A 22644-nucleotide genomic window follows, 5' to 3' on the forward strand; every position below is an offset into this window, starting at 1 on the left:
TACCATGAGTTTTGAAGGAAAAATCGCCCTGGTCACTGGCGCAAGCCGCGGTATCGGGCGTGCAATTGCTGAAACACTGGTTGCGCGCGGCGCGAAAGTGATTGGTACAGCAACCAGCGAGAATGGCGCTCAGGCCATCAGCGAGTATCTGGGTGCAAACGGTAAAGGTCTGGTACTGAATGTGACCGAACCTGCATCTATCGAATCTGTTCTGGAAAATATTCGCGCAGAGTTTGGTGAAGTGGATATTCTGGTAAACAATGCCGGGATCACTCGCGATAACCTGTTAATGCGAATGAAAGACGACGAGTGGAACGATATCATCGAAACCAACCTGTCATCTGTATTCCGTCTGTCAAAAGCGGTAATGCGCGCTATGATGAAAAAGCGTCATGGACGTATTATCACTGTCGGTTCTGTGGTTGGTACCATGGGAAATGCTGGTCAGGCTAACTACGCTGCGGCGAAAGCAGGTCTGATTGGTTTCAGTAAGTCGCTGGCGCGTGAAGTCGCGTCCCGCGGTATTACGGTAAACGTTGTTGCTCCGGGCTTTATTGAAACGGACATGACGCGTGCGCTGACTGATGAGCAGCGTGCGGGTACGCTGGCGGCAGTTCCGGCGGGTCGTCTTGGCGACCCTAAAGAAATCGCCAGTGCGGTTGCATTTTTAGCCTCTGACGAAGCGGGTTACATCACTGGTGAGACCCTCCACGTCAACGGCGGGATGTATATGGTTTAACCACGAGATACACTAAATCATTCTGGTTGGATCAAGGCGGCAAGACCGAGAAGCCTGGGAGCATAGATTACTATGTGACCGGGATTAGAGGGCGCAGCCAACGCAGAGGCAGCCTGGATGATGACGTGTAGAAAAATATTTGCGTTATTAGGGCAAATGGCCTCAAAATAACGTAAAATCGTGGTACGAACTGCCGGGATTTAGTTGCAAATTTTTCAACATTTTATACACTACGAAAACCATCGCGAAAGCGAGTTTTGATAGGAAATTTAAGAGTATGAGCACTATCGAAGAACGCGTTAAGAAAATTATCGGCGAACAGCTGGGCGTTAAGCAGGAAGAAGTTGTGAACTCCGCTTCCTTCGTTGAAGACCTGGGCGCAGATTCTCTTGACACCGTTGAGCTGGTAATGGCTCTGGAAGAAGAGTTTGATACTGAGATTCCGGACGAAGAAGCTGAGAAGATCACCACCGTTCAGGCTGCCATTGATTACATCAACGGTCACCAGGCGTAAGTGAACATCTCCAGGCGGTCATTCGACCGCCTGAGTTTTATCTTTTTTAGTCCCACGAATCTCTTTTTTTATCCCTCCCTGGAGGACAAACGTGTCTAAGCGTCGTGTAGTTGTGACCGGACTTGGCATGTTGTCTCCTGTCGGCAATACCGTAGAGTCCACCTGGAAAGCTCTCCTTGCCGGTCAGAGCGGCATCAGCCTAATCGACCATTTCGATACTAGCGCCTATGCAACGAAATTTGCTGGCTTAGTAAAGGATTTTAACTGTGAAGAGATCATCTCGCGCAAAGAACAGCGCAAGATGGATGCCTTCATTCAATATGGAATTGTCGCTGGCGTTCAGGCCATGCAGGATTCTGGCCTTGTGATTACGGAAGAGAACGCAACCCGTATTGGCGCCGCTATCGGCTCCGGGATTGGCGGTCTTGGCCTGATCGAGGAAAACCATACATCTCTGATGAATGGTGGCCCGCGTAAGATCAGCCCGTTCTTCGTTCCGTCCACGATTGTTAACATGGTGGCGGGTCACCTGACCATCATGTTCGGCCTGCGTGGGCCAAGCATTTCAATCGCGACTGCCTGTACGTCTGGCGTACATAACATCGGCCAGGCCGCGCGCATTATTGCGTACGGCGATGCAGATGCTATGGTTGCGGGCGGTGCTGAAAAAGCCAGTACCCCACTGGGTGTCGGCGGTTTTGGTGCGGCGCGTGCGCTGTCTACCCGCAATGATAACCCGCAGGCGGCGAGCCGTCCGTGGGATAAAGACCGTGACGGCTTCGTGCTGGGCGACGGGGCGGGCATGATCGTACTGGAAGAGTACGAGCACGCGAAAAAACGCGGCGCGAAAATTTATGCTGAAATCGTTGGTTTCGGCATGAGCAGCGATGCTTACCACATGACGTCTCCTCCTGAGAACGGCGCGGGTGCTGCGCTGGCGATGGAAAATGCGATTCGTGATGCGGGTATTACCCCAGCACAAATTGGCTACGTGAACGCGCACGGTACTTCTACACCTGCAGGCGATAAAGCTGAAGCTCAGGCGGTTAAGTCTATCTTCGGCGAATCTGCCAGCCGCGTAATGGTGAGCTCCACCAAGTCCATGACTGGTCACCTGTTGGGTGCGGCGGGTGCGGTAGAGTCAATCTACTCCATCCTTGCGCTGCGCGATCAGGCTGTTCCGCCAACCATCAACCTGGATAACCCGGATGAAGGTTGCGATCTGGATTTCGTTCCTCACGAAGCGCGTCAGGTTAGCGGTATGGAGTACACTCTGTGTAACTCCTTCGGCTTCGGCGGCACCAACGGCTCTCTGATCTTCAAAAAGATCTGATCTGACGTCCCGATAGCATTTAAAAAGGTCCGCTTGCCGGGCCTTTTTTATTAAGCCTAATCTTCTTGTCGGCTGCATGACATCCTGCCAGACTAATTGCCCACGCATAAGGAGCCACCATGTTTTTAATCAATGGCCTTGAGCAGGACACGCTGCCTGCCAGCGACAGGGCGATACAGTTCGGTGATGGTTGCTTTACGACGGCGCGCATTCTGGAAGGTGATATCTGCCTGCTGGAGGCGCACATTCGACGCCTGCAGCATGGCTGTGAAAAGCTCATGATCCCCTTTACGCACTGGGACACGTTGCGCCAGGAAATGTGCCAGTTGGCAACCGGGAAGGACAGCGGCGTACTCAAAGTCATCATCAGCCGCGGCAGTGGTGGCCGGGGTTACAGCGCCGCATCGTGTATCAACCCTACGCGTATTCTCTCCGTTTCTGCTTATCCCGCGCATTACACTCGCTGGCGAGAAGACGGCATCACGCTGACGCTGAGCCCAGTACGACTGGGACGAAACCCGATGCTGGCCGGGCTTAAGCATCTCAATCGCCTAGAGCAGGTGCTCATTCGTACTCATCTTGAACAGACGGACGCCGATGAGGCGCTGGTTCTTGACAGCGAAGGGTTCATTACGGAATGCTGTGCGGCTAATTTACTCTGGCGGCAGGGGGAAGAGGTGTTCACTCCGTCGCTGGAACACGCTGGCGTAAATGGGTTAATGCGTCAGTTTTGTCTGCAACAGCTGGCACGCTCTGGCTTTCGCGTTGTCGAAGTTAGCGCAGGAGAAGCAGCGCTACAGAACGCCGATGAAGTCATCATCTGCAATGCGCTGATGCCTGTTGTACCCGTCCGTGCGTATGGCCAACAACGCTGGTCTTCACGCGAGCTGTTTCAGTTTTTAGCCCCGATATGTGAGCAAACCAGATAGTCATGAAAAAAATGTTGCGCGTTGTCCTTATCCTCATCGTTGCGCTGGGCGTCGCCGGCGGAGCAGGCGTATGGAAAGTTCGCCAGCTGGCGAACAGCAAGATCCTGGTTAAAGAGGAAACGATCTTTACCCTGAAAGCGGGAACCGGCCGTCAGGCGCTTGGGGAACAGCTCTATGGCGACAAGATTATCAATCGTCCACGCGTATTCCAGTGGCTATTGCGCGTGGAACCTGAGCTGTCACATTTCAAAGCCGGTACCTATCGCTTTACGCCGGGAATGACCGTCAGAGAGATGCTGCAGCTGCTGGAAAGCGGTAAAGAAGCCCAGTTCCCCCTGCGGTTTGTGGAAGGGATGCGCCTGAGCGATTACCTCAAACAGCTGCGTGACGCGCCGTATATCAAACATACGTTAAAAGACGATAGCTATCAGACGGTGGCAGAAGCGCTGAAGCTTGAACATCCGGAATGGGTGGAAGGCTGGTTCTGGCCAGACACCTGGATGTACACGGCAGGCACGACCGATGTGGCTATCCTGAAGCGGGCGCACAAAAAAATGGTTGCCGCCGTAGATGCCGCCTGGGAAGGGCGGATGGAAGGATTGCCTTACAGCGATCCGAACCAGTTCGTCACCATGGCCTCGATCATCGAGAAAGAGACGGCCGTCGCTGCTGAGCGCGATCGGGTAGCGTCAGTATTTATCAACCGTCTGCGCATCGGCATGCGTCTGCAAACCGACCCTACCGTAATCTACGGCATGGGCGAGAGCTACACGGGCAAGATCTCAAGAAAAGATCTGGAGACGCCAACGGCGTATAATACCTACGTGATTAGCGGTTTACCGCCGGGCCCGATTGCCACGCCGAGCGAGGCGTCGCTTAAAGCCGCCGCGCATCCGGCTAAAACACCGTATCTCTATTTTGTGGCAGATGGAAAAGGGGGACATACCTTTAACACCAACCTTGCCAGCCATAATCGCTCTGTTCAGGACTATCTGAAGGCACTTAAGGAAAAAAATGCGCAGTAAATACATTGTCATTGAGGGACTCGAAGGGGCGGGTAAAACCACTGCCCGCAACGTGGTAGTGGATACGCTCAAAGCGCTTGGCGTGGCGGACATGGTATTTACCCGCGAGCCGGGCGGCACGCAGCTGGCTGAAAAGCTGCGCAGCCTGGTACTGGATATCAAATCCGTCGGCGACGAAGTTATCACTGACAAAGCCGAAGTGCTGATGTTCTACGCGGCGCGCGTTCAGCTGGTTGAGACGGTGATCAAACCCGCGCTGGCCGAGGGCAAGTGGGTTATCGGCGACCGTCACGATCTGTCGACTCAGGCGTATCAGGGCGGAGGACGCGGCATCGACCAGACAATGCTGGCAACGCTGCGTAATGCCGTACTGGGTGATTTTCGCCCCGACCTGACGCTCTATCTGGATGTGACCCCGGAAGTGGGCCTCAAACGTGCCCGCGCGCGCGGCGAACTGGACCGCATTGAACAAGAGTCGTTTGATTTCTTTAACCGCACCCGTGCGCGCTATCTTGAACTGGCCGCACAGGACAGCTCAATTTGTACCATCGATGCGACGCAGTCTCTGGACGACGTTACGCGCGACATTCAGCACACCATTACGCAGTGGGTGCAGGAGCAGCAGGCATGAAATGGTATCCATGGTTGCGCCCACACTTTGAACAGCTGATCGGCAGCTATCAGGCGGGTCGGGGGCATCATGCGTTACTGATTCAGGCGTTGCCAGGAATGGGTGATGATGCGTTGATTTATGCCATCACCCGTTTTCTGATGTGTCAGCAGCCGGAAGGGCACAAGAGCTGTGGTAAATGCCGTGGCTGCCAGCTGATGCAGGCAGGCACGCATCCTGACTACTACACCCTTGAGCCTGAGAAGGGCAAAAGCGCGCTCGGTATCGATGCCGTGCGTGAAGTCAGTGAAAAATTGTATGAACACGCGCGACTGGGCGGCGCTAAAGTGGTCTGGCTTAAAGACGCCACCTTGCTTACCGAGGCGGCAGCTAACGCCCTGCTTAAAACCCTGGAAGAGCCGCCGGTTAAAACGTGGTTTTTCCTCTCATGCCGTGACCCGGGACGATTGCTGGCGACGTTGCGCAGCCGTTGTCGTCTTCATCACCTGGCAGTACCTCAGGAATCGTGGGCGCTGAGCTGGCTTGAACGAGAGGTGACAACGTCACCTGAGAGTGCTCTGTCCGCCTTGCGCCTGAGCAGCGGCGCGCCCGCGGCGGCGCTGGCACTACTGCAGCCTGACGTCTGGTCAGAGCGAGAAACGCTCTGCCGGGCCCTGGATGTCTCACTGAACAGTCAGGACTGGCTAAGTTTACTGCCTGCGCTTAACAGCGATCGGGCCGTTGATCGTCTGCACTGGCTGGCCTCCCTACTGCTGGATGCGCTCAAAATCCAGCAAGGTGCAACGCTTCTGACTAACCCGGACGCGTTGCCGCTGGTGAATACGCTGGCGAACCGGCTCTCAGGGACGGTTCTTCACGCGATGCTCCATGACATCTGCCAGAGCCGTGAACAGCTTTTAACCGTAACGGGTCTTAATCGCGAGCTTTTACTGACCGACCAGTTACTGCGTATCGAACATTACCTGCAACCCGGCGTCACACCGCCAGTTTCCCATCTCTGAGAGAGACATTATGTTTTTAGTCGACTCACACTGCCATCTTGATGGCCTGGATTATCAATCCCTGCATAAAAACGTGGATGACGTGCTGGCAAAAGCCGCTGCCCGCGATGTGAAATTCTGTCTTGCGGTGGCGACGACGCTGCCGGGCTATCGCTCCATGCGTGAGCTGGTGGGCGTTCGCGATAACGTGGTGTTCTCCTGCGGCGTACATCCGTTGAATCAGGACGAGGCCTACGACGTTGAGGATCTGCGCCGACTGGCAGCAGAAGAGGGCGTTGTGGCGATGGGCGAGACCGGGCTGGACTATTTTTACACGCCGGAAACCAAACCGCGCCAGCAGGAGTCCTTCCGCAACCATATTCGCATTGGTCGGGAACTGAATAAGCCGGTTATCGTCCACACCCGCGATGCGCGTGCGGATACCCTGGCTATCCTCCGGGAAGAAAACGTGACGGATTGCGGTGGCGTACTACACTGTTTCACAGAAGACAGAGAAACGGCGGGGAAGCTGCTTGATTTGGGGTTTTATATCTCGTTTTCGGGGATCGTGACGTTCCGTAACGCTGAGCAGCTGCGTGATGCTGCACGTTATGTTCCGCTCGATCGCATTCTGGTGGAGACGGATTCTCCGTACCTGGCACCGGTACCGCATCGCGGTAAAGAGAACCAGCCCGCTATGACGAGAGATGTGGCTGAGTACATGGCCGTACTGAAGGGCGTCAGCATCGATGAGCTGGCCCGCGTGACGACGGAAAACTTCTCCACGCTGTTCCATATCGACCCCGCCCGCCTGCAATCTGTCTGATACACCTGTTTTTTTTAGGCTCGTAATTAATAAGTAAAGCGAGTAAAGTTCACCGCCTCATTTGGGGCGGTGAGTGTGTATTTAGACACATCTGGACATGCTTTTTGTAAATAACTGAAAGTTTTTCGACCGTCTTAAGCTGAAACGTGATAGCCGTCAAACAAACTCAGAGGGAATTATTTTACTCTGTGTAATAAATAAAGGGCGCTTAGATGTCCTGTCCACGGCACGGTACTCCCCCGGGCCAATGCGTGAAAGCGTAAAAAAAGCACAAATACTCAGGAGCACTCTCAATTATGTTTAAGAATGCATTTGCTAACCTGCAAAAGGTCGGTAAATCGCTGATGCTGCCAGTATCCGTACTGCCTATCGCAGGTATCCTGCTGGGTGTCGGTTCTGCTAACTTCAGCTGGCTGCCAGCCGTAGTGTCCCACGTGATGGCCGAAGCAGGCGGTTCTGTCTTTGCTAACATGCCACTGATCTTCGCGATCGGTGTGGCTCTGGGCTTCACCAATAACGACGGCGTTTCTGCGCTGGCTGCAGTGGTTGCCTACGGCATCATGGTGAAAACCATGGCTGTGGTTGCGCCGCTGGTTCTGCATTTACCGGCAGAAGAGATCGCCGCGAAACACCTGGCGGACACCGGTGTTCTGGGCGGTATCATCTCCGGTGCGATTGCAGCGTATATGTTTAACCGCTTCTATCGCATCAAGCTGCCTGAGTATCTGGGCTTCTTCGCGGGCAAGCGTTTCGTTCCGATCATCTCTGGTCTGGCAGCGATTTTCACTGGCGTGATCCTGTCCTTCATCTGGCCACCAATCGGCTCTGCTATCCAGACCTTCTCTCAGTGGGCTGCTTACCAGAACCCGGTTGTGGCGTTTGGTATCTACGGCTTCATCGAGCGTTGCCTGGTGCCATTCGGTCTGCACCACATCTGGAACGTTCCATTCCAGATGCAGATTGGTGAATTCACCAACGCAGCAGGTCAGGTATTCCACGGCGATATCCCACGTTACATGGCGGGCGACCCAACTGCAGGTAAACTGTCTGGTGGCTTCCTGTTCAAAATGTACGGTCTGCCAGCAGCTGCGATTGCTATCTGGCACTCTGCTAAGCCAGAGAACCGTGCAAAAGTGGGCGGTATCATGATCTCCGCAGCGCTGACCTCGTTCCTGACCGGTATCACCGAGCCGATCGAGTTCTCCTTCATGTTCGTTGCGCCGATCCTGTACGTTATCCACGCGATTCTGGCGGGCCTGGCGTTCCCAATCTGTATCCTGCTGGGTATGCGTGACGGTACGTCCTTCTCTCACGGTCTGATCGACTTCATCGTTCTGTCCGGTAACAGCAGCAAACTGTGGCTGTTCCCAATCGTGGGTGCGTGCTATGCCGTTGTTTACTACACCATCTTCCGCGTGCTGATTAAAGCACTGGACCTGAAAACTCCGGGTCGTGAAGATGCGACAGAAGACAGCAAAGCTGGCGCTACCAGCGAAATGGCTCCGGCACTGGTCGCAGCGTTTGGCGGTAAAGAGAACATCACTAACCTGGACGCGTGCATCACTCGTCTGCGTGTGAGCGTTGCCGACGTGGCGAAAGTAGACCAGCCGGGTCTGAAAAAACTGGGCGCAGCGGGCGTAGTTGTTGCAGGTTCTGGTGTACAGGCAATCTTCGGTACCAAATCCGATAACCTGAAAACCGAAATGGATGAGTACATCCGCAGCAACTAAGTTGTGACCTGGGGAGACTAAGGCAGCCGAATGGCTGCCTTTTTTATTTGTGTCTTAAAAAACGCCACTGAGACGCGAGAGCGGTCACTCTTCAGTCAGCTGATGAACATTCAGGAAAGAAATCGAGGGAGGAGGTTGAAAGGACAGGAGAAACTCGCTCATACTCTTGGATTGTGTCACACACCGATCCCGGGAGTGTGTTTACAGCGGACGCATTGCGCCAGATTAAACAAAAAAGGAAAAGGTCATGGCTGAAGAAACGATTTTCAGTAAAATTATCCGCCGCGAAATCCCGTCGGATATCGTCTATCAGGATGAACTGGTGACGGCTTTCCGGGACATTTCCCCTCAGGCCCCGACGCACATCCTTATCATTCCCAATATTCTGATTCCGACTGTAAACGACGTAAAAACCGAGCATGAAGTGGCGTTAGGTCGTATGCTGACTGTGGCTGCCAGAATCGCTGAACAGGAAGGGATTGCAGAAGACGGTTACCGTCTGATCATGAACTGCAACCGCCATGGTGGCCAGGAAGTTTATCATATTCACATGCATCTGCTGGGTGGACGTCCTCTGGGGCCGATACTGGCACATAAAGGTCTTTGACATGCTGAAAGGGCGTATTGCAGCGCTGGTAATGGCGATGATGATTGTGGGGTGCAGCTCGCGTCCGGCGATCCCCGTGAATGATGAACAGACGCTGGTCATGGAGTCCTCTGTGCTTGCCGCGGGCATCACGGCGCAACAGCCCGCGTTGACCATCAGTGAAATCAACTCATCTGCCTCCTCTACGCTCTTTAATGAAAGACATGAACCGGTGACGGTTCACTACCGTTTTTTCTGGTATGACGTAAGAGGTCTTGAAATGCATCCGCTGGAGGCGCCGCGCAGCGTCACCATTCCGGCCAGGTCGTCGGTAACGCTCTATGGCAGCGCCAACTATCTGGGTGCGCATAAGGTGAGACTTTATCTTTATCTCTGAGGGGTGAACCTTGATTAAAAATTTGAGCCGCTATGCGCTCGTGACAGCTTTCGCTCTGTTTCTTGCAGGGTGTGTGACCCGAACTGAACAGCCTGCGCCTGTGGAAGAGGCTAAACCGGGTACTGAACAGCCGACACCGCCAACGCAGCAGCAGCCAACCGTGCCGTCTGTACCGTCTATTCCGGCGCAGCCAGGTCCGATTGAACATCCGGACCAGACGTCACAGCCCACGCCGCGCGTGCGCCATTACGACTGGAACGGGGCGATGCAGCCGATGGTAGGCAAAATGCTGCAGGCGCAGGGCGTGACGGCGGGCAGCGTATTGCTGGTCGACAGCGTGAACAACCGTACCAACGGTTCGCTGAACGCGGGTGAAGCCACGGAAACCCTGCGTAATGCTCTGGCTAACAACGGCAAGTTTACGCTGGTCTCGGCTCAGCAGCTCGCCGTCGCCAAACAGCAGCTGGGCCTGTCGCCGCAGGATAGCCTCGGTACCCGCAGCAAGGCGATCGGCATTGCCCGTAACGTTGGCGCACAGTATGTGCTGTACTCTAACGCCACCGGTAACGTGAATACCCCAGCCCTGCAGATGCAGCTGATGCTGGTTCAGACAGGCGAAATTATCTGGTCAGGTAAAGGTGCGGTTACGCAACAATGACGGCACGCGTGAAGAGATTCTGACGCGCTATTTTCCTCAGTACCGCCTTATCGCGCCGCAGGCCCATTCCGGGCTTGGCGGCGCGAGTTGCATTATAGAACAGGGCGAACGACGTCTGGTCTTGCGGCAAAATCACGACCCCGACGCGCCTGCCTCCCATTTCCGTCGTCAGTTTCGTGCCCTGAGACGTCTTCCGGCGGATCTCGTACCTGCCCCTCGTTTTTTCAGACAGGGCTGGATGGCCGTCGACTATCTGGAAGGTGAAGTTAAAAGCGCGCTGCCGGACACGCCGGAGCTTGCGGCGGTGCTGTATCATCTGCACCGGCAGCCACGTCTGGGATGGCGAATTACGTTATTCCCACTGCTGGAACATTACTGGCAGCAAGCCCTGCCTGACAGGCGTACTCCAGTGTGGCTGGCACTTCTCAGGCGGTTGCGTAAAACGGGCGAGCCGCAGCCGATTCGGCTCACGCCGCTGCATATGGATGTTCATGCCGGGAATATTGTTCATACGCCAGCGGGGATCAGGCTTATCGACTGGGAGTATGCCGGAGATGGCGATGTGGCGCTGGAGCTGGCGGCCGTCTGGACGAAGAGTGAAGCCGCGCGGCAGATGCTCATCAGGGAATACGCCCGGGTAGCGCATATTGACCCCGACGCGCTGAGGCGTCAGGTCAGGCGCTGGCGACCCTGGGTCATCATGTTAATGGCTGGCTGGTTTGAAATGCGCTATCGGCAGTCCAGAGACAAACAATTTATTGCGCTGGCGGACGATGCCTGGCGTCAGTTACAAACGAAAGGATAAGAGAGGTGGATGTGGGTCCAGTCATGTTGGATGTAGAAGGGTTTGAGCTGGATGCGGAGGAGCGTGAAATTCTGGCGCATCCGCTGGTGGGTGGCCTGATCCTGTTTACCCGCAACTATCACGATCCGGCGCAGCTGCGTGAGCTGGTGCGTCAGATCCGCGCCGCGTCGCGCAATCATCTGGTGGTGGCCGTCGATCAGGAAGGCGGGCGCGTGCAGCGTTTCCGCGACGGTTTTACCCGCCTGCCCGCAGCCCAGTCTTTTGCCGCGCTGCTCGGCACGGAAGAGGGTGGAAAACTGGCGCAGGAGGCCGGCTGGCTGATGGCCAGCGAAATGATTGCCATGGATATCGACATCAGCTTTGCCCCGGTGCTGGATGTAGGGCATATCAGCGCTGCCATTGGCGAGCGCTCATACCATGAAGACCCGCGTATTGCGCTGGCAATGGCGACCCGGTTCATCGACGGCATGCACGACGCAGGCATGAAAACCACCGGGAAACACTTCCCGGGTCATGGGGCGGTGACGGCGGATTCTCACAAAGAGACCCCGCGCGATCCGCGCCCGGAAGCGGAAATTCGCGCCAAAGATATGTCAGTTTTCCAGTCGCTTATCACCTATAACAAGCTGGATGCCATTATGCCCGCGCACGTGATTTATAGCGACGTCGACCCGCGTCCTGCCAGCGGTTCTCCGCACTGGCTGAAAACCGTTCTGCGTCAGGAACTGGGCTTCAACGGCGTGATTTTCTCTGACGATTTGTCGATGGAAGGGGCCGCGATCATGGGCAGCTACGCTGAACGCGGTCAGGCATCGCTGGATGCAGGTTGCGATATGATCCTGGTCTGCAATAATCGTAAAGGTGCCGTTAGCGTGCTGGATAACCTGTCGCCGATCAATGCAGAGCGTGTTACACAATTGTATCATAAAGGTTCATTTAGCCGTCAGGAGCTGATGGATTCGGCGCGCTGGAAGACGGTCAACGCCCGGCTTGAAGACCTGAATGAGCGCTGGCAGGCACATAAAGCCAGCCTGTAAACCCTCCCGGAAGGCGTAGCGTGGTGAGAAGACGATGATCATCTATTTACACGGTTTTGACTCAAACAGTCCTGGTAATCATGAGAAGGTGCTGCAGCTGCAGTTTATCGATCCGGATGTACGGTTGATCAGCTACAGCACGCGTCATCCGAAGCATGATATGCAGCATCTGCTCAAAGAGGTGGACAAGATGTTGCAGCTCAACGTCGACGATCGCCCGTTGATTTGCGGCGTAGGGCTGGGCGGCTACTGGGCGGAGCGGATTGGCTTCCTGTGCGACATTCGCCAGGTGGTGTTCAATCCTAACCTGTTCCCGAACGAGAACATGGAAGGCAAAATTGACCGTCCGGAAGAGTATGTCGATATTGCGACCAAGTGCGTGAGCAACTTCCGTGAGAAAAACCGCGACCGCTGCCTGGTGATCCTTTCCCGTAATGATGAAGCGCTCAACAGCCATCGGGCAGCAGAGCTCCTGCATCATTACTATGAGATCGTCTGGGACGAAGAACAGACCCACAAGTTCAAAAACATCTCCCCGCATCTGCAGCGTATCAAAGCGTTTAAAACGCTGGGTTAATCAATTTCCCGCATGCATCAAAGCCCGGCCGCGAAAGCGTGCCGGGCTTTCTTTTTGACCAGAATTGTCTACTTTTAAGCCATCAAAACTTGACGCATATCAATTTTGGTATGACCAATGCGCCTGACGTGGTATTCTCAATGCACCTGAATGGTTTCAGTGCTGTAACCTGTTGTTAATTAAGGGTTATTTTTATAACTTTTAATTAACAATTGGTTAATAATTTGAGGGGGTCACGTTGACTACGCCATTGAAAAAGATAGTGATTGTAGGCGGTGGTGCTGGCGGGCTGGAGCTGGCTACACAGCTAGGCAAGAAGCTGGGTCGCGGTAAAAAAGCCAAAATTACGCTGGTGGATCGTAACCATAGCCACCTGTGGAAACCGCTGCTGCACGAAGTGGCGACCGGTTCTCTGGATGAGGGCGTGGACGCGCTCAGCTATCTGGCGCACGCCCGTAACCATCATTTCCAATTCCAGCTGGGCTCGGTGGTGGACATCAACCGTGAAAGCAAAACCATCACCCTGGCAGAGCTGCGCGATGAAAAAGGGGAGCTGCTGGTTCCCGAGCGTAAACTGGCGTACGACACGCTGGTCATGGCGCTGGGCAGTACCTCCAACGACTTCAACACGCCGGGCGTTAAAGAGCACTGTATCTTCCTCGATAACCCGCACCAGGCGCGTCGTTTCCATCAGGAAATGCTGAACCTGTTCCTGAAGTACACCAGCAATATGGGTGCGAACGGTAAGGTGAATATCGCTATTGTCGGCGGCGGAGCGACGGGCGTTGAGCTGTCAGCGGAGCTGCACAATGCGGTGAAGCAGCTGCACAGCTACGGTTACAAAGGGTTAACTAACGAAGCGCTGAACGTCACGCTGGTTGAAGCCGGTGAACGCATCCTGCCTGCGCTGCCTCCGCGTATTTCCGGTGCGGCGCACAATGAGCTCACCAAACTGGGCGTGCGGGTGCTGACGCAAACCATGGTGACTAGCGCCGACGAAGGCGGCCTGCACACCAAAGACGGCGAATATATCAAAGCGGATCTGATGGTCTGGGCGGCAGGTATCAAAGCGCCTGACTTTATGAAAGAGATCGGCGGTCTGGAAACCAACCGCATTAACCAGCTGGTAACCGAGCCAACGCTGCAAACCACGCGCGATCCTGAAATCTTTGCCATCGGTGACTGTGCCTCCTGCGCGCGTCCTGAAGGTGGATTCGTGCCGCCGCGCGCGCAGGCCGCTCACCAGATGGCAAGTCTGGTGCTGCACAACATTCTGGCGCAGTACAAAGGCAAGCCAATGAAAGCCTATGTCTACAAAGACCACGGTTCACTGGTGTCGCTGTCAAACTTCTCTACTGTCGGCAGCCTGATGGGCAACCTGATGCGCGGCTCAATGATGGTAGAAGGGCGCATTGCCCGCTTCGTGTATATCTCCCTGTACCGCATGCACCAGATTGCGCTGCACGGCTACTTCAAAACCGGGCTGATGATGCTGGTGGGCAGAATCAACCGCGTGATCCGTCCGCGTCTGAAGCTGCACTAATCTTTCACTCCCTCCGGGCCCTCCGGAGGGAGTTTTTAGCATTTCATGCTGTAGATCACAGTTTGACTGCTTAAGAGTTCTCCTAAATACAATATATCTCCTCTCAACGCCCCTTTTTTGATCCTTTATCTTATTGGCGAAGCCGTGCCTCCATTGCAAAATTGTTACCAATAGCAACAAAGGAGGAAGTCCCGTGAATAAATCAATGTTGGCGGGTATAGGGATTGGCGTCGCGGCTGCGTTAGGTGTGGCTGCCGTTGCCAGTCTCAACGTATTAGATCGCGGCCCGCAGTATGCACAGGTGGTTTCTGCTACACCGATTAAAGAAACCGTAAAAACGCCTCGTCAGGAGTGCCGTAACGTCTCCGTGACGCACCGTCGTCCGGTGCAGGATGAAAACCGCATTGCCGGTTCTGTTCTGGGTGCGGTAGCGGGTGGCGTAATTGGTCACCAGTTTGGCGGCGGCCGGGGTAAAGACGTGGCGACTGTGGTCGGCGCGCTGGGTGGCGGCTATGCCGGTAACCAGGTGCAGGGCGCGATGCAGGATAATGATACCTACACCACGACTCAGCAACGCTGCAAAACCGTCTATGACAAGTCGGAAAAAATGCTGGGCTATGACGTGACGTACAAAATTGGCGATCAGCAGGGCAAAATCCGCATGGATAAAGACCCGGGCACGCAAATTCCACTGGATGGAAACGGCCAGCTGGTTCTGAATAACAAAGTGTAAAAAAGATGTTCTCTGAATTTAGCTCCTCATGCGCTCAGGCTGAGGAGCTTTTTTTTTGCTTCAGATTTTCAGTAGCTCAGGCCACAGCCGCAGCGTGGTTTCGCTAATATGCTGCAGTTTTTCCAGCGTGGCCCCTTCGCGGGCGCTGATCGACATCCCCTGCAAAATACAGCTCAGGTATTGTGCCAGCAGCTGAGGGTTGCATTGCGCGGGGATTTCACCGCGCTGCTGGCGCTGAGCCAGAAATGCGCTGAGGGTCTCCTCCTGCATGGCATGCCGTGATTTCACCGTATTGGCAATCTCTTTAGAGGACGCCGCCAGGGTGGCAGAGGTGTTAATCATAAAGCAGCCCGCAGGCGTCTCTTTACTGGTGAAACAGGTCGCGACGGCGGTGAAATAGTCCCGAAGCGCCTGTTCAACGCTTTTCTCTTCGCAGAACAGCTGGGCTTCGTGTTTCGCCGCAAAGCGCGAAATGTATCTGTCCAGCACCGCCCTGAACAGCCCCTCTTTATTGGTAAATTCGGCATACAGCGTCGGCGCTTTGGCTCCGGTGGCTTCTACCAGATCGGAAAGCGAGGTTGCTTCATACCCATGTTGCCAGAAGAGAGTCATGGCCTTATCAAGCGCTGCATCCCTGTCAAACACTTTTGGTCGGCCACGGCTTTTCTTCGCACAACTCGTGACATCGGTTGTCATTTGCCGTTGGTCCTCTGTTGGTTTGGTGAATGACCATTATAAAAATAAACGCAACCCACCACCAGTGCAGAATGCTTAAAAATAAATTAATCATATATGTATGAAAAATAACAATTTTAAAATTAAGTTAACGCTCGTTATAAAATTATGTTGACGCGTGACATGGATCACATTTATGATTTACCTATCGATCGTTAACTAAATGATTAACGACCTCCAAATTCATCTGCTAAAGGTAAACATCATGAAAAACGTAAAAACTCTCATCGCTGCCGCTGTCCTGAGTTCACTCTCTTTCGCAAGCTTTGCTGCTGTACAGGTGCAATCCACCCCTGCCGACCAGCATAAAGTCGGGACAATCTCTGCGTCTGCAGGTACTAACCTGGGTTCCCTGGAAGATCAGCTGGCGCAAAAAGCGCAAGAGATGGGGGCAAAATCTTACCGCATCACCTCAGTGACCGGTCCTAACACCCTGCACGGCACTGCTGTCATCTACAAATAAGCCGTGCATAAACCCTCATTTATGCCGCTGCAATAAAAAACGCCCTGCTGAGCAGGGCGTTTTTTTATTTCCGATTTACATCGACTGCGGGACGACATCGTGATGCCGGGTGACATCGGTCGGCATGCCTGACCGGGCTTCCATCGCACGCTCCATCACCACGCTGTTGGTATTCGCATTCGTTTTGAAGCTTACCATCGCGGCATTCAGGTTGATGGGCAGCGTCTGTGGATCGTCACCAATGTTTTTCGATAACGGCTGATGGATCTCAACCAGCCGCACGCCGCCGGGCTCCTCTGAAACTTTAATCGGCGTATTGATAATATTCACTTTGGTTCCCGGCGTAACGACGTTAAACAGCGTTTTGATATCGTCATCGCGCAGACGAATACAGCCGGAGCTGACGCGCATGCCGATGCCAAAGTCCGCATTCGTTCCGTGCAGCAGGTAGACGCCGCCGTATGCCGCGAGGCGTATCGCGTGGTGCCCCATCGGGTTATCCGGACCAGCCGGCACCACGGCAGGAAGATCGATCCCCTGGGCCTTATAGCGGGCACGAATGTTGGCCGTCGGGGTCCAGGTTGGATTCGCGCGTTTATCCGAGACGGTGGTGACCATCGTCGGCGTCAGCGTGTCGCCGCCCAGCTGACCAATACCGATAGGGTAGACCGTCACTTCGTTTTTACCCGGCGGGTAATAGTACAGGCGCAGCTCGGCGAGGTTTATCACCATCCCCTCGCGCGGGGCGTCCGGCAGGATGGTCTGTAACGGGATGGTCAGTACGCTGCCCGCGCGCGGGACGTACGGGTCGACGCCGGGGTTCGCCTGCAGCAGGGCCAGAAAACCGACGTTATATTTTTTGGCAATCGCTTCCAGCGAACCGCCATTATTTTCAACCACATGAAAGCGGTTTTCCCCCACCACCTTGCTGCCGGGAGGGGGGAGGGGCCAGGTGTTTGCCCGGGCGGGAAGCGCAACCGCGACGGTGGCTGCCAGCGCAAACAGGGTCATCCAGCGAGTAAAACGCGAAGAGGTCATCATCACCATAATCCATATAAATGATAAGGTTATTTTTTTATAAGGCGTTAAACATAATTATGGCGAATGGGTGTGTCGGGAAGATCGGGTGAAGTGCAAAGAGTTTGTAAATTGTCCCCCCGTAGCGCCGGGCTAACAGGGGGAAGGGATCCCATAAAATAATGCCTTCACGGACGACCCCCTTTCCCTTGAGGGAGAGGGCTGGGGTGAGGGGGAACATACGGCTCTGGTGGTCATTCCGTTCACTTCATGTTCCTTGCTACTCTTTAACGACATAACCGGTGAACGTGCCAGGGTGGCTCAATCGCCACCACCCTGGCGACCCAGGCTCCCGGCGGTAAATCGCCGCTTCGCGGATTGTTCGCCCCATCCCTGGGGCTCACCCCTTCGGGGCCAGCGCAAGCGCTGTCCAAAATTGCTCCCGGCAATTTTGTCTTCGGCTTATTCCTTCCGGCTTATCGGGGACGGGCGGAGGCAACGTCCATGTAAAGCCCGCCCTCTCGGCGCATCCCTGCGCCTCGCCCCGGCCTGCAAGGAAACGCCTCAGCGATTTACAGCCGGACCAGGGGGGCGCTGTAAGCTGTTCATTCCCGGAAGCAACTTTCATCGCTTCCGGTTAATAAACTACATGAAACTCCTCAGCTAACAGGGGGAAGGGAGGTTATGCGATCGCGTTCTCTTCCAGCTGGCGCATAAAGTTACGCACCCAGTCCATACGGGTTTTGCGCTCCGTCAGTTCCTGGGTAAATTTGAGACGTGTTGGACCATCCAGACGGAAATGCTGCGGCTGTTTTTGCAGCAGGCCGATCAGCCACATCGGGTTGACGTGATTCTTCTCGGCGAATTCAATCACGCCGCCTTTTTCATTGCCTTCAAGCTTGCGGATCCCCAGCTTTTGCGCCTGCTGGCGCAGCCTCGCGATATCCAGCAAATTTCTCGCCGGATCGGGCAGCAGACCAAAGCGGTCAATCAGCTCCACCTTGATCTCTTCCAGCTCGTTCTCCTTCTTCGCGCTGGCGATGCGCTTGTAGAACGACAGTCGGGTATTCACGTCCGGAATAAAATCGTCCGGCAGCAGGGAAGGCATACGCAGCTCGACCTCGGTCTGCTGGCTGGTGAGATCTTCCAGCGACGGCTCGCGTCCGGCCTTCAGGGCATCAACCGCGTTCTCCAGCAGCTCCATATAGAGCGAGAAGCCGATGGTCTCCATGGAGCCGCTCTGGTCTTCACCCAGCAGCTCGCCGGCACCGCGGATCTCGAGATCGTGCGTCGCCAGCGCAAAGCCAGCGCCCAGGTCTTCCAGCGAGGCGATGGCTTCCAGACGCTTTTGCGCGTCGGTGGTCATCGCTTTCGGATGCGGCGTCAGCAGCCAGGCGTAGGCCTGATGGTGCGAACGCCCGACGCGGCCGCGCAGCTGGTGAAGCTGCGCCAGACCAAAGTGATCCGCACGCTCAATGATGATGGTGTTTGCCGTCGGAATGTCGATTCCGGTCTCAATGATGGTGGTACACACCAGCACGTTAAAGCGCTGGTGGTGGAAGTCGTTCATTACCCGCTCCAGCTCGCGCTCGCGCATCTGCCCGTGACCGATAGCTATGCGCGCTTCCGGCACCAGCTCCGCCAGCCTGTCCGCGGCTTTCTGAATGTTTTCCACGTCATTGTAGAGGTAGTAGACCTGACCTCCGCGCAGCACTTCACGCAGAATGGCCTCACGCACCACCAGATTATCGTACTCGCGGACAAAGGTTTTCACCGCCAGACGGCGTGCCGGCGGCGTGGCGATAATAGACAGATCGCGCATGCCGCTCATCGCCATGTTGAGGGTTCGCGGGATCGGCGTCGCGGTCAGGGTCAGGATATCGACGTCGGCGCGCATCGCTTTGATTCGCTCTTTATGACGTACCCCGAAGCGGTGCTCTTCGTCGACGATCAGCAGCCCCAGATCTTTCCACTTCACATCGCTTTGCAGCAGCTTGTGGGTGCCGATCAGAATATCGATTTTGCCTTCGCTGGCCTGTTCGAGGATCTGCGTCTGCTCTTTAGTGCTGCGAAAACGCGAGAGCATCTCGATACGTACCGGCCAGTTGGCGAAACGGTCGCGGAAGTTGTCAAAGTGCTGCTGAGCGAGCAGGGTGGTCGGCACCAGCACCGCCACCTGCTTGTTGTTTTCCACCGCAAGGAAGGCGGCGCGCATCGCCACTTCGGTTTTGCCGAAGCCGACGTCGCCGCAGACTAAGCGGTCCATGGCCAGCGGCTGGCACATGTCGCTCAGTACTGCGTTGATGGCCTGGGCCTGATCCGGCGTGGTTTCAAACGGGAAGCTGTCGCAGAACAGCTGGTACTGTTCTTTATCGTGCTTAAAGGCGAAGCCCTGTTTGGCCGCGCGCTGGGCGTAGATATCCAGAAGCTCGGCTGCCACGTCGCGTACTTTTTCCGCCGCCTTCTGGCGCGCGCGCGCCCAGGCATCGCCGCCCAGCTTGTGCAGCGGCGCATTTTCTTCGGCGCCGCCCGCGTAGCGGCTGATCAGATGCAGGGAGGAGACCGGGACATACAGTTTGGCGTCGTTGGCGTAGGTGAGCATCAGATATTCACCTTTGATGCCGCCCGCTTCCAGCGTGGTCATCCCCTGATAGCGCCCAACGCCGTGTTCCAGGTGAACAATCGGCTGGCCCGGATGCAGCTCGGCCAGGTTACGGATCAGCGTGTCCGGGTTGATGGTCCGACGGCTGTCCTGACGGCGGCGCGCGACGCGCTCGCCCAGCAGGTCGCTTTCGCAAATCAGCGCCAGGTTGTTGAGCGTGTCGATGAATCCGTGCTCGGCGGCGCCAATCATCAGATAACGACCGTTTCCGGTCGCTTCGCTCAGACGCAGGATGCGCTTCGGCGCCACCTTAATGCGTCCCAGCAGCTCACCTAACGCTTCGCGGCGGCCTTCACTCTCAACGGAGAACACCACCGGGCCGGTGAAGGACTCCAGGAACTTGCGCAGATTATCCAGCGGGGATTTCTGCTGCGCCTGAACGGCCAGGTCCGGCAGCGTCCGGAAAGCGAGGTTGGTATTGGCGGCCTTTTCGGCAAGCGAATCGGTTTTCAGCTGCATGCGCGGCCAGCGCTTCAGCTCGGCGTTGAGTTCGTCGGTGCGCAGCCACAGCGCTTCCGGCGGCAGCAGCGGACGCATCGGATCAACGCCACGGTTTTCAAAACGGGCGCGGGTTTCGCTTTCAAAGCGGCTGGCGCTGGCGTCGATATCCCCGGTGTTGACAATCAGCGTATTCGCCGGGAAGTAGCTGAACAGGGCAGGCAGCGGCTCGTTGAAGAACAGCGGCTGCCAGTATTCGATCCCGGCTGGAAGCGTGCCTTTACTGACCTGCTGATAAATATGTTCCGCGTCGCGCTTCACCTCGAACTTATCGCGCCACTGGCTGCGGAACAGCTCGATAGCGGTTTTGTCCGTGGGGAACTCATGCGCGGGCAGTAAATTGATCGACTCTACTTCCTCAAGCGTGCGCTGCGTGTCGGCGTCGAATACGCGCAGGCTGTCGATTTCATCATCAAAGAAATCCAGACGATACGGCTGGTCGCTGCCCATCGGGTAAAGGTCGAGCAGCGCGCCGCGGGTCGCGTATTCCCCGTGCTCCATCACCTGGTCGACGTGGCGATAGCCGGCACCGTCAAGCTGCGCGCGCAGGGCATCACGGGAGAGGCGCTGGCCTTTTTTCATCACCAGCGCGTGACCGTGCAGATAGCTGTGCGGACAGACGCGCTGCATCAGGGTGTTCACCGGCACAATCAGCACGCCGCGCTGCATGGTCGGCAGCTGATAGAGCGTCGACAGGCGCGAGGAGATGATCTCCTGATGCGGAGAGAAGCTGTCATACGGCAGCGTCTCCCAGTCGGCCAGGCTGAACACCAGGCTATCGGTGAACTGGCGAATTTCGTCGTGCAGGCGCAGGGCGTTTTGCATATCTGGGGCAACCAGAATCACCGGGCCTGGGTGACGCTCGGCGATTTCCGCCACCAGCGTGGCGCACGCCGCGCCCGTGAGTTCACCCAGCTGGCGTTGGTCGCCCGCTTTGACAGGCAAGGAATAACGATAGTGTTCAGGCATAGCTATGTCAGAGTCTCTTATGGATATACCAACAGTATTGGGGCATATCACTGATACGCAATGTCTTTATTATCCTCGATCGTTTTACATAAGCAAATCGTAACCGCACGGCGGGGCTAAACGCCCCCGAAACGGGGGCGGAGAGGGCATTAACGCGTTGAAGGTGACAGGGTTAGCGTAGACGGAGGAGAGAAGAAAACGTCCCCAAACAGCGCGGTGGAGATTTTACGCACTCCGAGCCCGGCAAGGGTACAGATAAGCAGGCTGGCAAACGGGTAGACCAGCATTAGGGTGAGCTCTGCCCAGACCGGCCACGAGGCGGCATTCATCTCGCCAATCAGGAACAGGCTAAAGGCCTCAATCAGGATGCGGTGGGTGGTATAAATCGCAATGGTATTTGAGCCAATCACGTTCAGCAGATTGTTCGGGTGAACGGCGTAGCGCTGCTCAAGGCTGTAGAACAGCTTCATGATCAGCACAATCGACAGCAATGAAAGCAGCAGCGGAACGTTAGCAAACCACAGCACCACGGAGACGGCGGCGAAAGCCCCGGTTGCCAGCCAGATGCGGCGCAGGTTGACGCTTTTCATCCACGCCATCAGCGCTGCGCCATACCACGCCCCGAGGCTGTAGTAGATCATGTTGCGGACCACGCTGTTCATCCCCCACCACGGCAGCGGCATGAAGTTAATCGCGATGCTCGCCAGCGCCAGCAGTCCCAGAACCGGCAGCTTCCAGCGGCTCAGCAGTTTACACAGCGTGAAGTAGACCACCAGGGCATACAGATACCACAGGCTGGTGCTGGCGGTGAGCATACCCCGTACAAATCCTGAGAGAGACTCGGCGTAGGCCGCGTTCGACGCGGTGGCAAGCTCACGCTCGGGCGCCAGCCAGGCGTTCAGGTGGGTCAACGCCTGCCATTGCAGAACGCCCCACAGCGCCAGGACCCAGACAATGCTCCAGATCCGCTTGTCGAGACTGGTTCGCCAGTCCACTTCGTCAATATAACGACGGATCAGATAGCCGGAGATAAAGAAGAAGACCGGCATACGAAACGGTGCGAGATAGAGGTTAAAATAGACCCAGCATTTGGCGAGAAGGCCGGAGAGCGGGTGTTGTAGCCCGATCAGATGCGGATAAAACGTGATAACCGAATGATAGATAACCACCAGGCAGATACACAGCCCTTTTATCTGGTTAATCCATAATGCTTTTTGCTTCATTATTCGCCACTACCTTATTGCCATAAACGAACGA

General features: G+C 55.6%; 22 protein-coding genes. 18 read left to right on the forward strand and 4 right to left on the reverse strand.

Going from position 1 to position 22644, the window contains the following annotated elements; translation table 11 throughout:
* Window positions 1-4: 4 nt before the first annotated feature.
* The 17 genes from fabG to EnteroDNA1_RS00740 all read left to right on the forward strand — a co-directional run bounded on the left by fabG (window position 5) and on the right by EnteroDNA1_RS00740 (window position 15043).
* Complete coding sequence (fabG, locus tag EnteroDNA1_RS00660) at window positions 5-739, forward strand: 3-oxoacyl-ACP reductase FabG (protein ID WP_008500795.1); 735 nt, start codon at window positions 5-7, stop codon at window positions 737-739.
* A gap of 277 nt (window positions 740-1016) precedes the next feature.
* Window positions 1017-1253: an acyl carrier protein gene (gene acpP, locus EnteroDNA1_RS00665; RefSeq protein ID WP_003857954.1), complete on the forward strand. Its 237-nt coding sequence runs from the start codon at window positions 1017-1019 to the stop codon at window positions 1251-1253.
* Window positions 1254-1344: 91 nt separating this feature from the next.
* Window positions 1345-2586 (forward strand): beta-ketoacyl-ACP synthase II, encoded by a 1242-nt coding sequence (fabF, locus tag EnteroDNA1_RS00670; RefSeq protein ID WP_024909028.1) that lies wholly within the window; start codon window positions 1345-1347, stop codon window positions 2584-2586.
* Between the two features lie 119 nt (window positions 2587-2705).
* Entirely contained in the window at window positions 2706-3515 is an 810-nt protein-coding gene (gene pabC, locus EnteroDNA1_RS00675; protein ID WP_069302643.1) for an aminodeoxychorismate lyase, read from the forward strand.
* Window positions 3516-3517: 2 nt separating this feature from the next.
* Window positions 3518-4540: a cell division protein YceG gene (gene yceG / locus EnteroDNA1_RS00680; protein ID WP_064672281.1), complete on the forward strand. Its 1023-nt coding sequence runs from the start codon at window positions 3518-3520 to the stop codon at window positions 4538-4540.
* Window positions 4530-5171: a dTMP kinase gene (gene tmk, locus EnteroDNA1_RS00685; protein WP_023311155.1), complete on the forward strand. Its 642-nt coding sequence runs from the start codon at window positions 4530-4532 to the stop codon at window positions 5169-5171. The genes yceG and tmk overlap by 11 nt, the downstream gene beginning before the upstream one ends.
* Window positions 5168-6172 (forward strand): DNA polymerase III subunit delta', encoded by a 1005-nt coding sequence (holB, locus tag EnteroDNA1_RS00690; protein ID WP_033145217.1) that lies wholly within the window; start codon window positions 5168-5170, stop codon window positions 6170-6172. The genes tmk and holB overlap by 4 nt, the downstream gene beginning before the upstream one ends.
* Before the next feature lie 10 nt (window positions 6173-6182).
* On the forward strand, window positions 6183-6977 hold the full coding sequence (locus EnteroDNA1_RS00695; RefSeq protein WP_029739870.1) for a metal-dependent hydrolase: 795 nt from the start codon (window positions 6183-6185) through the stop codon (window positions 6975-6977).
* Between the two features lie 296 nt (window positions 6978-7273).
* Window positions 7274-8707, forward strand: coding sequence for a PTS glucose transporter subunit IIBC (gene ptsG / locus EnteroDNA1_RS00700; protein ID WP_023311158.1), 1434 nt, complete (start codon window positions 7274-7276; stop codon window positions 8705-8707).
* A gap of 247 nt (window positions 8708-8954) precedes the next feature.
* Window positions 8955-9314, forward strand: a complete 360-nt coding sequence (gene hinT, locus EnteroDNA1_RS00705; RefSeq protein ID WP_069302644.1) for a purine nucleoside phosphoramidase — start codon at window positions 8955-8957, stop codon at window positions 9312-9314.
* A gap of 1 nt (window position 9315) precedes the next feature.
* On the forward strand, window positions 9316-9690 hold the full coding sequence (locus EnteroDNA1_RS00710) for a YcfL family protein (protein ID WP_023311159.1): 375 nt from the start codon (window positions 9316-9318) through the stop codon (window positions 9688-9690).
* Between the two features lie 13 nt (window positions 9691-9703).
* Window positions 9704-10348, forward strand: a complete 645-nt coding sequence (gene lpoB, locus EnteroDNA1_RS00715) for a penicillin-binding protein activator LpoB (protein WP_103791505.1) — start codon at window positions 9704-9706, stop codon at window positions 10346-10348.
* Window positions 10329-11153, forward strand: coding sequence for a thiamine kinase (gene thiK / locus EnteroDNA1_RS00720; RefSeq protein ID WP_069302645.1), 825 nt, complete (start codon window positions 10329-10331; stop codon window positions 11151-11153). The genes lpoB and thiK overlap by 20 nt, the downstream gene beginning before the upstream one ends.
* Window positions 11154-11164: 11 nt before the next feature.
* Window positions 11165-12190 carry a beta-N-acetylhexosaminidase gene (gene nagZ, locus EnteroDNA1_RS00725; protein WP_069303902.1) on the forward strand — a complete coding sequence of 342 codons (1026 nt, stop codon included), beginning with the start codon at window positions 11165-11167 and terminating at the stop codon, window positions 12188-12190.
* A 34-nt stretch (window positions 12191-12224) separates the two neighbouring features.
* A complete protein-coding gene (gene ycfP, locus EnteroDNA1_RS00730) occupies window positions 12225-12767 on the forward strand; it encodes an alpha/beta hydrolase YcfP (protein WP_008500781.1) in 543 nt (180 codons plus the stop codon).
* Between the two features lie 238 nt (window positions 12768-13005).
* Window positions 13006-14310 (forward strand): NAD(P)/FAD-dependent oxidoreductase, encoded by a 1305-nt coding sequence (locus tag EnteroDNA1_RS00735; RefSeq protein WP_023335290.1) that lies wholly within the window; start codon window positions 13006-13008, stop codon window positions 14308-14310.
* Between the two features lie 193 nt (window positions 14311-14503).
* Complete coding sequence (locus tag EnteroDNA1_RS00740) at window positions 14504-15043, forward strand: glycine zipper 2TM domain-containing protein (RefSeq protein WP_008500779.1); 540 nt, start codon at window positions 14504-14506, stop codon at window positions 15041-15043.
* Between the two features lie 60 nt (window positions 15044-15103).
* On the opposite strand, the gene EnteroDNA1_RS00745 is transcribed toward EnteroDNA1_RS00740, so the two are convergent.
* Window positions 15104-15739 (reverse strand): TetR/AcrR family transcriptional regulator, encoded by a 636-nt coding sequence (locus EnteroDNA1_RS00745; RefSeq protein ID WP_029739866.1) that lies wholly within the window; start codon window positions 15737-15739, stop codon window positions 15104-15106.
* Between the two features lie 244 nt (window positions 15740-15983).
* Here EnteroDNA1_RS00745 and bhsA point away from each other — a divergent pair, with 244 nt between their 5' ends.
* Complete coding sequence (gene bhsA / locus EnteroDNA1_RS00750; protein ID WP_023616599.1) at window positions 15984-16241, forward strand: multiple stress resistance protein BhsA; 258 nt, start codon at window positions 15984-15986, stop codon at window positions 16239-16241.
* A 75-nt stretch (window positions 16242-16316) separates the two neighbouring features.
* Here bhsA and ldtC read toward each other — a convergent pair whose 3' ends face one another.
* From ldtC to EnteroDNA1_RS00770, 3 genes are all read right to left on the reverse strand, one after another.
* Entirely contained in the window at window positions 16317-17282 is a 966-nt protein-coding gene (gene ldtC, locus EnteroDNA1_RS00755) for a L,D-transpeptidase LdtC (RefSeq protein WP_029739865.1), read from the reverse strand.
* A 658-nt stretch (window positions 17283-17940) separates the two neighbouring features.
* Window positions 17941-21387, reverse strand: a complete 3447-nt coding sequence (mfd, locus tag EnteroDNA1_RS00765) for a transcription-repair coupling factor (protein WP_047061581.1) — start codon at window positions 21385-21387, stop codon at window positions 17941-17943.
* Window positions 21388-21536: 149 nt separating this feature from the next.
* A complete protein-coding gene (locus EnteroDNA1_RS00770) occupies window positions 21537-22610 on the reverse strand; it encodes an acyltransferase family protein (protein WP_069302646.1) in 1074 nt (357 codons plus the stop codon).
* Between the last annotated feature and the right edge of the window lie 34 nt (window positions 22611-22644).

This window comes from Enterobacter sp. HK169, from assembly GCF_001719105.1.
Taxonomy (GTDB): domain Bacteria; phylum Pseudomonadota; class Gammaproteobacteria; order Enterobacterales; family Enterobacteriaceae; genus Enterobacter; species Enterobacter asburiae_B.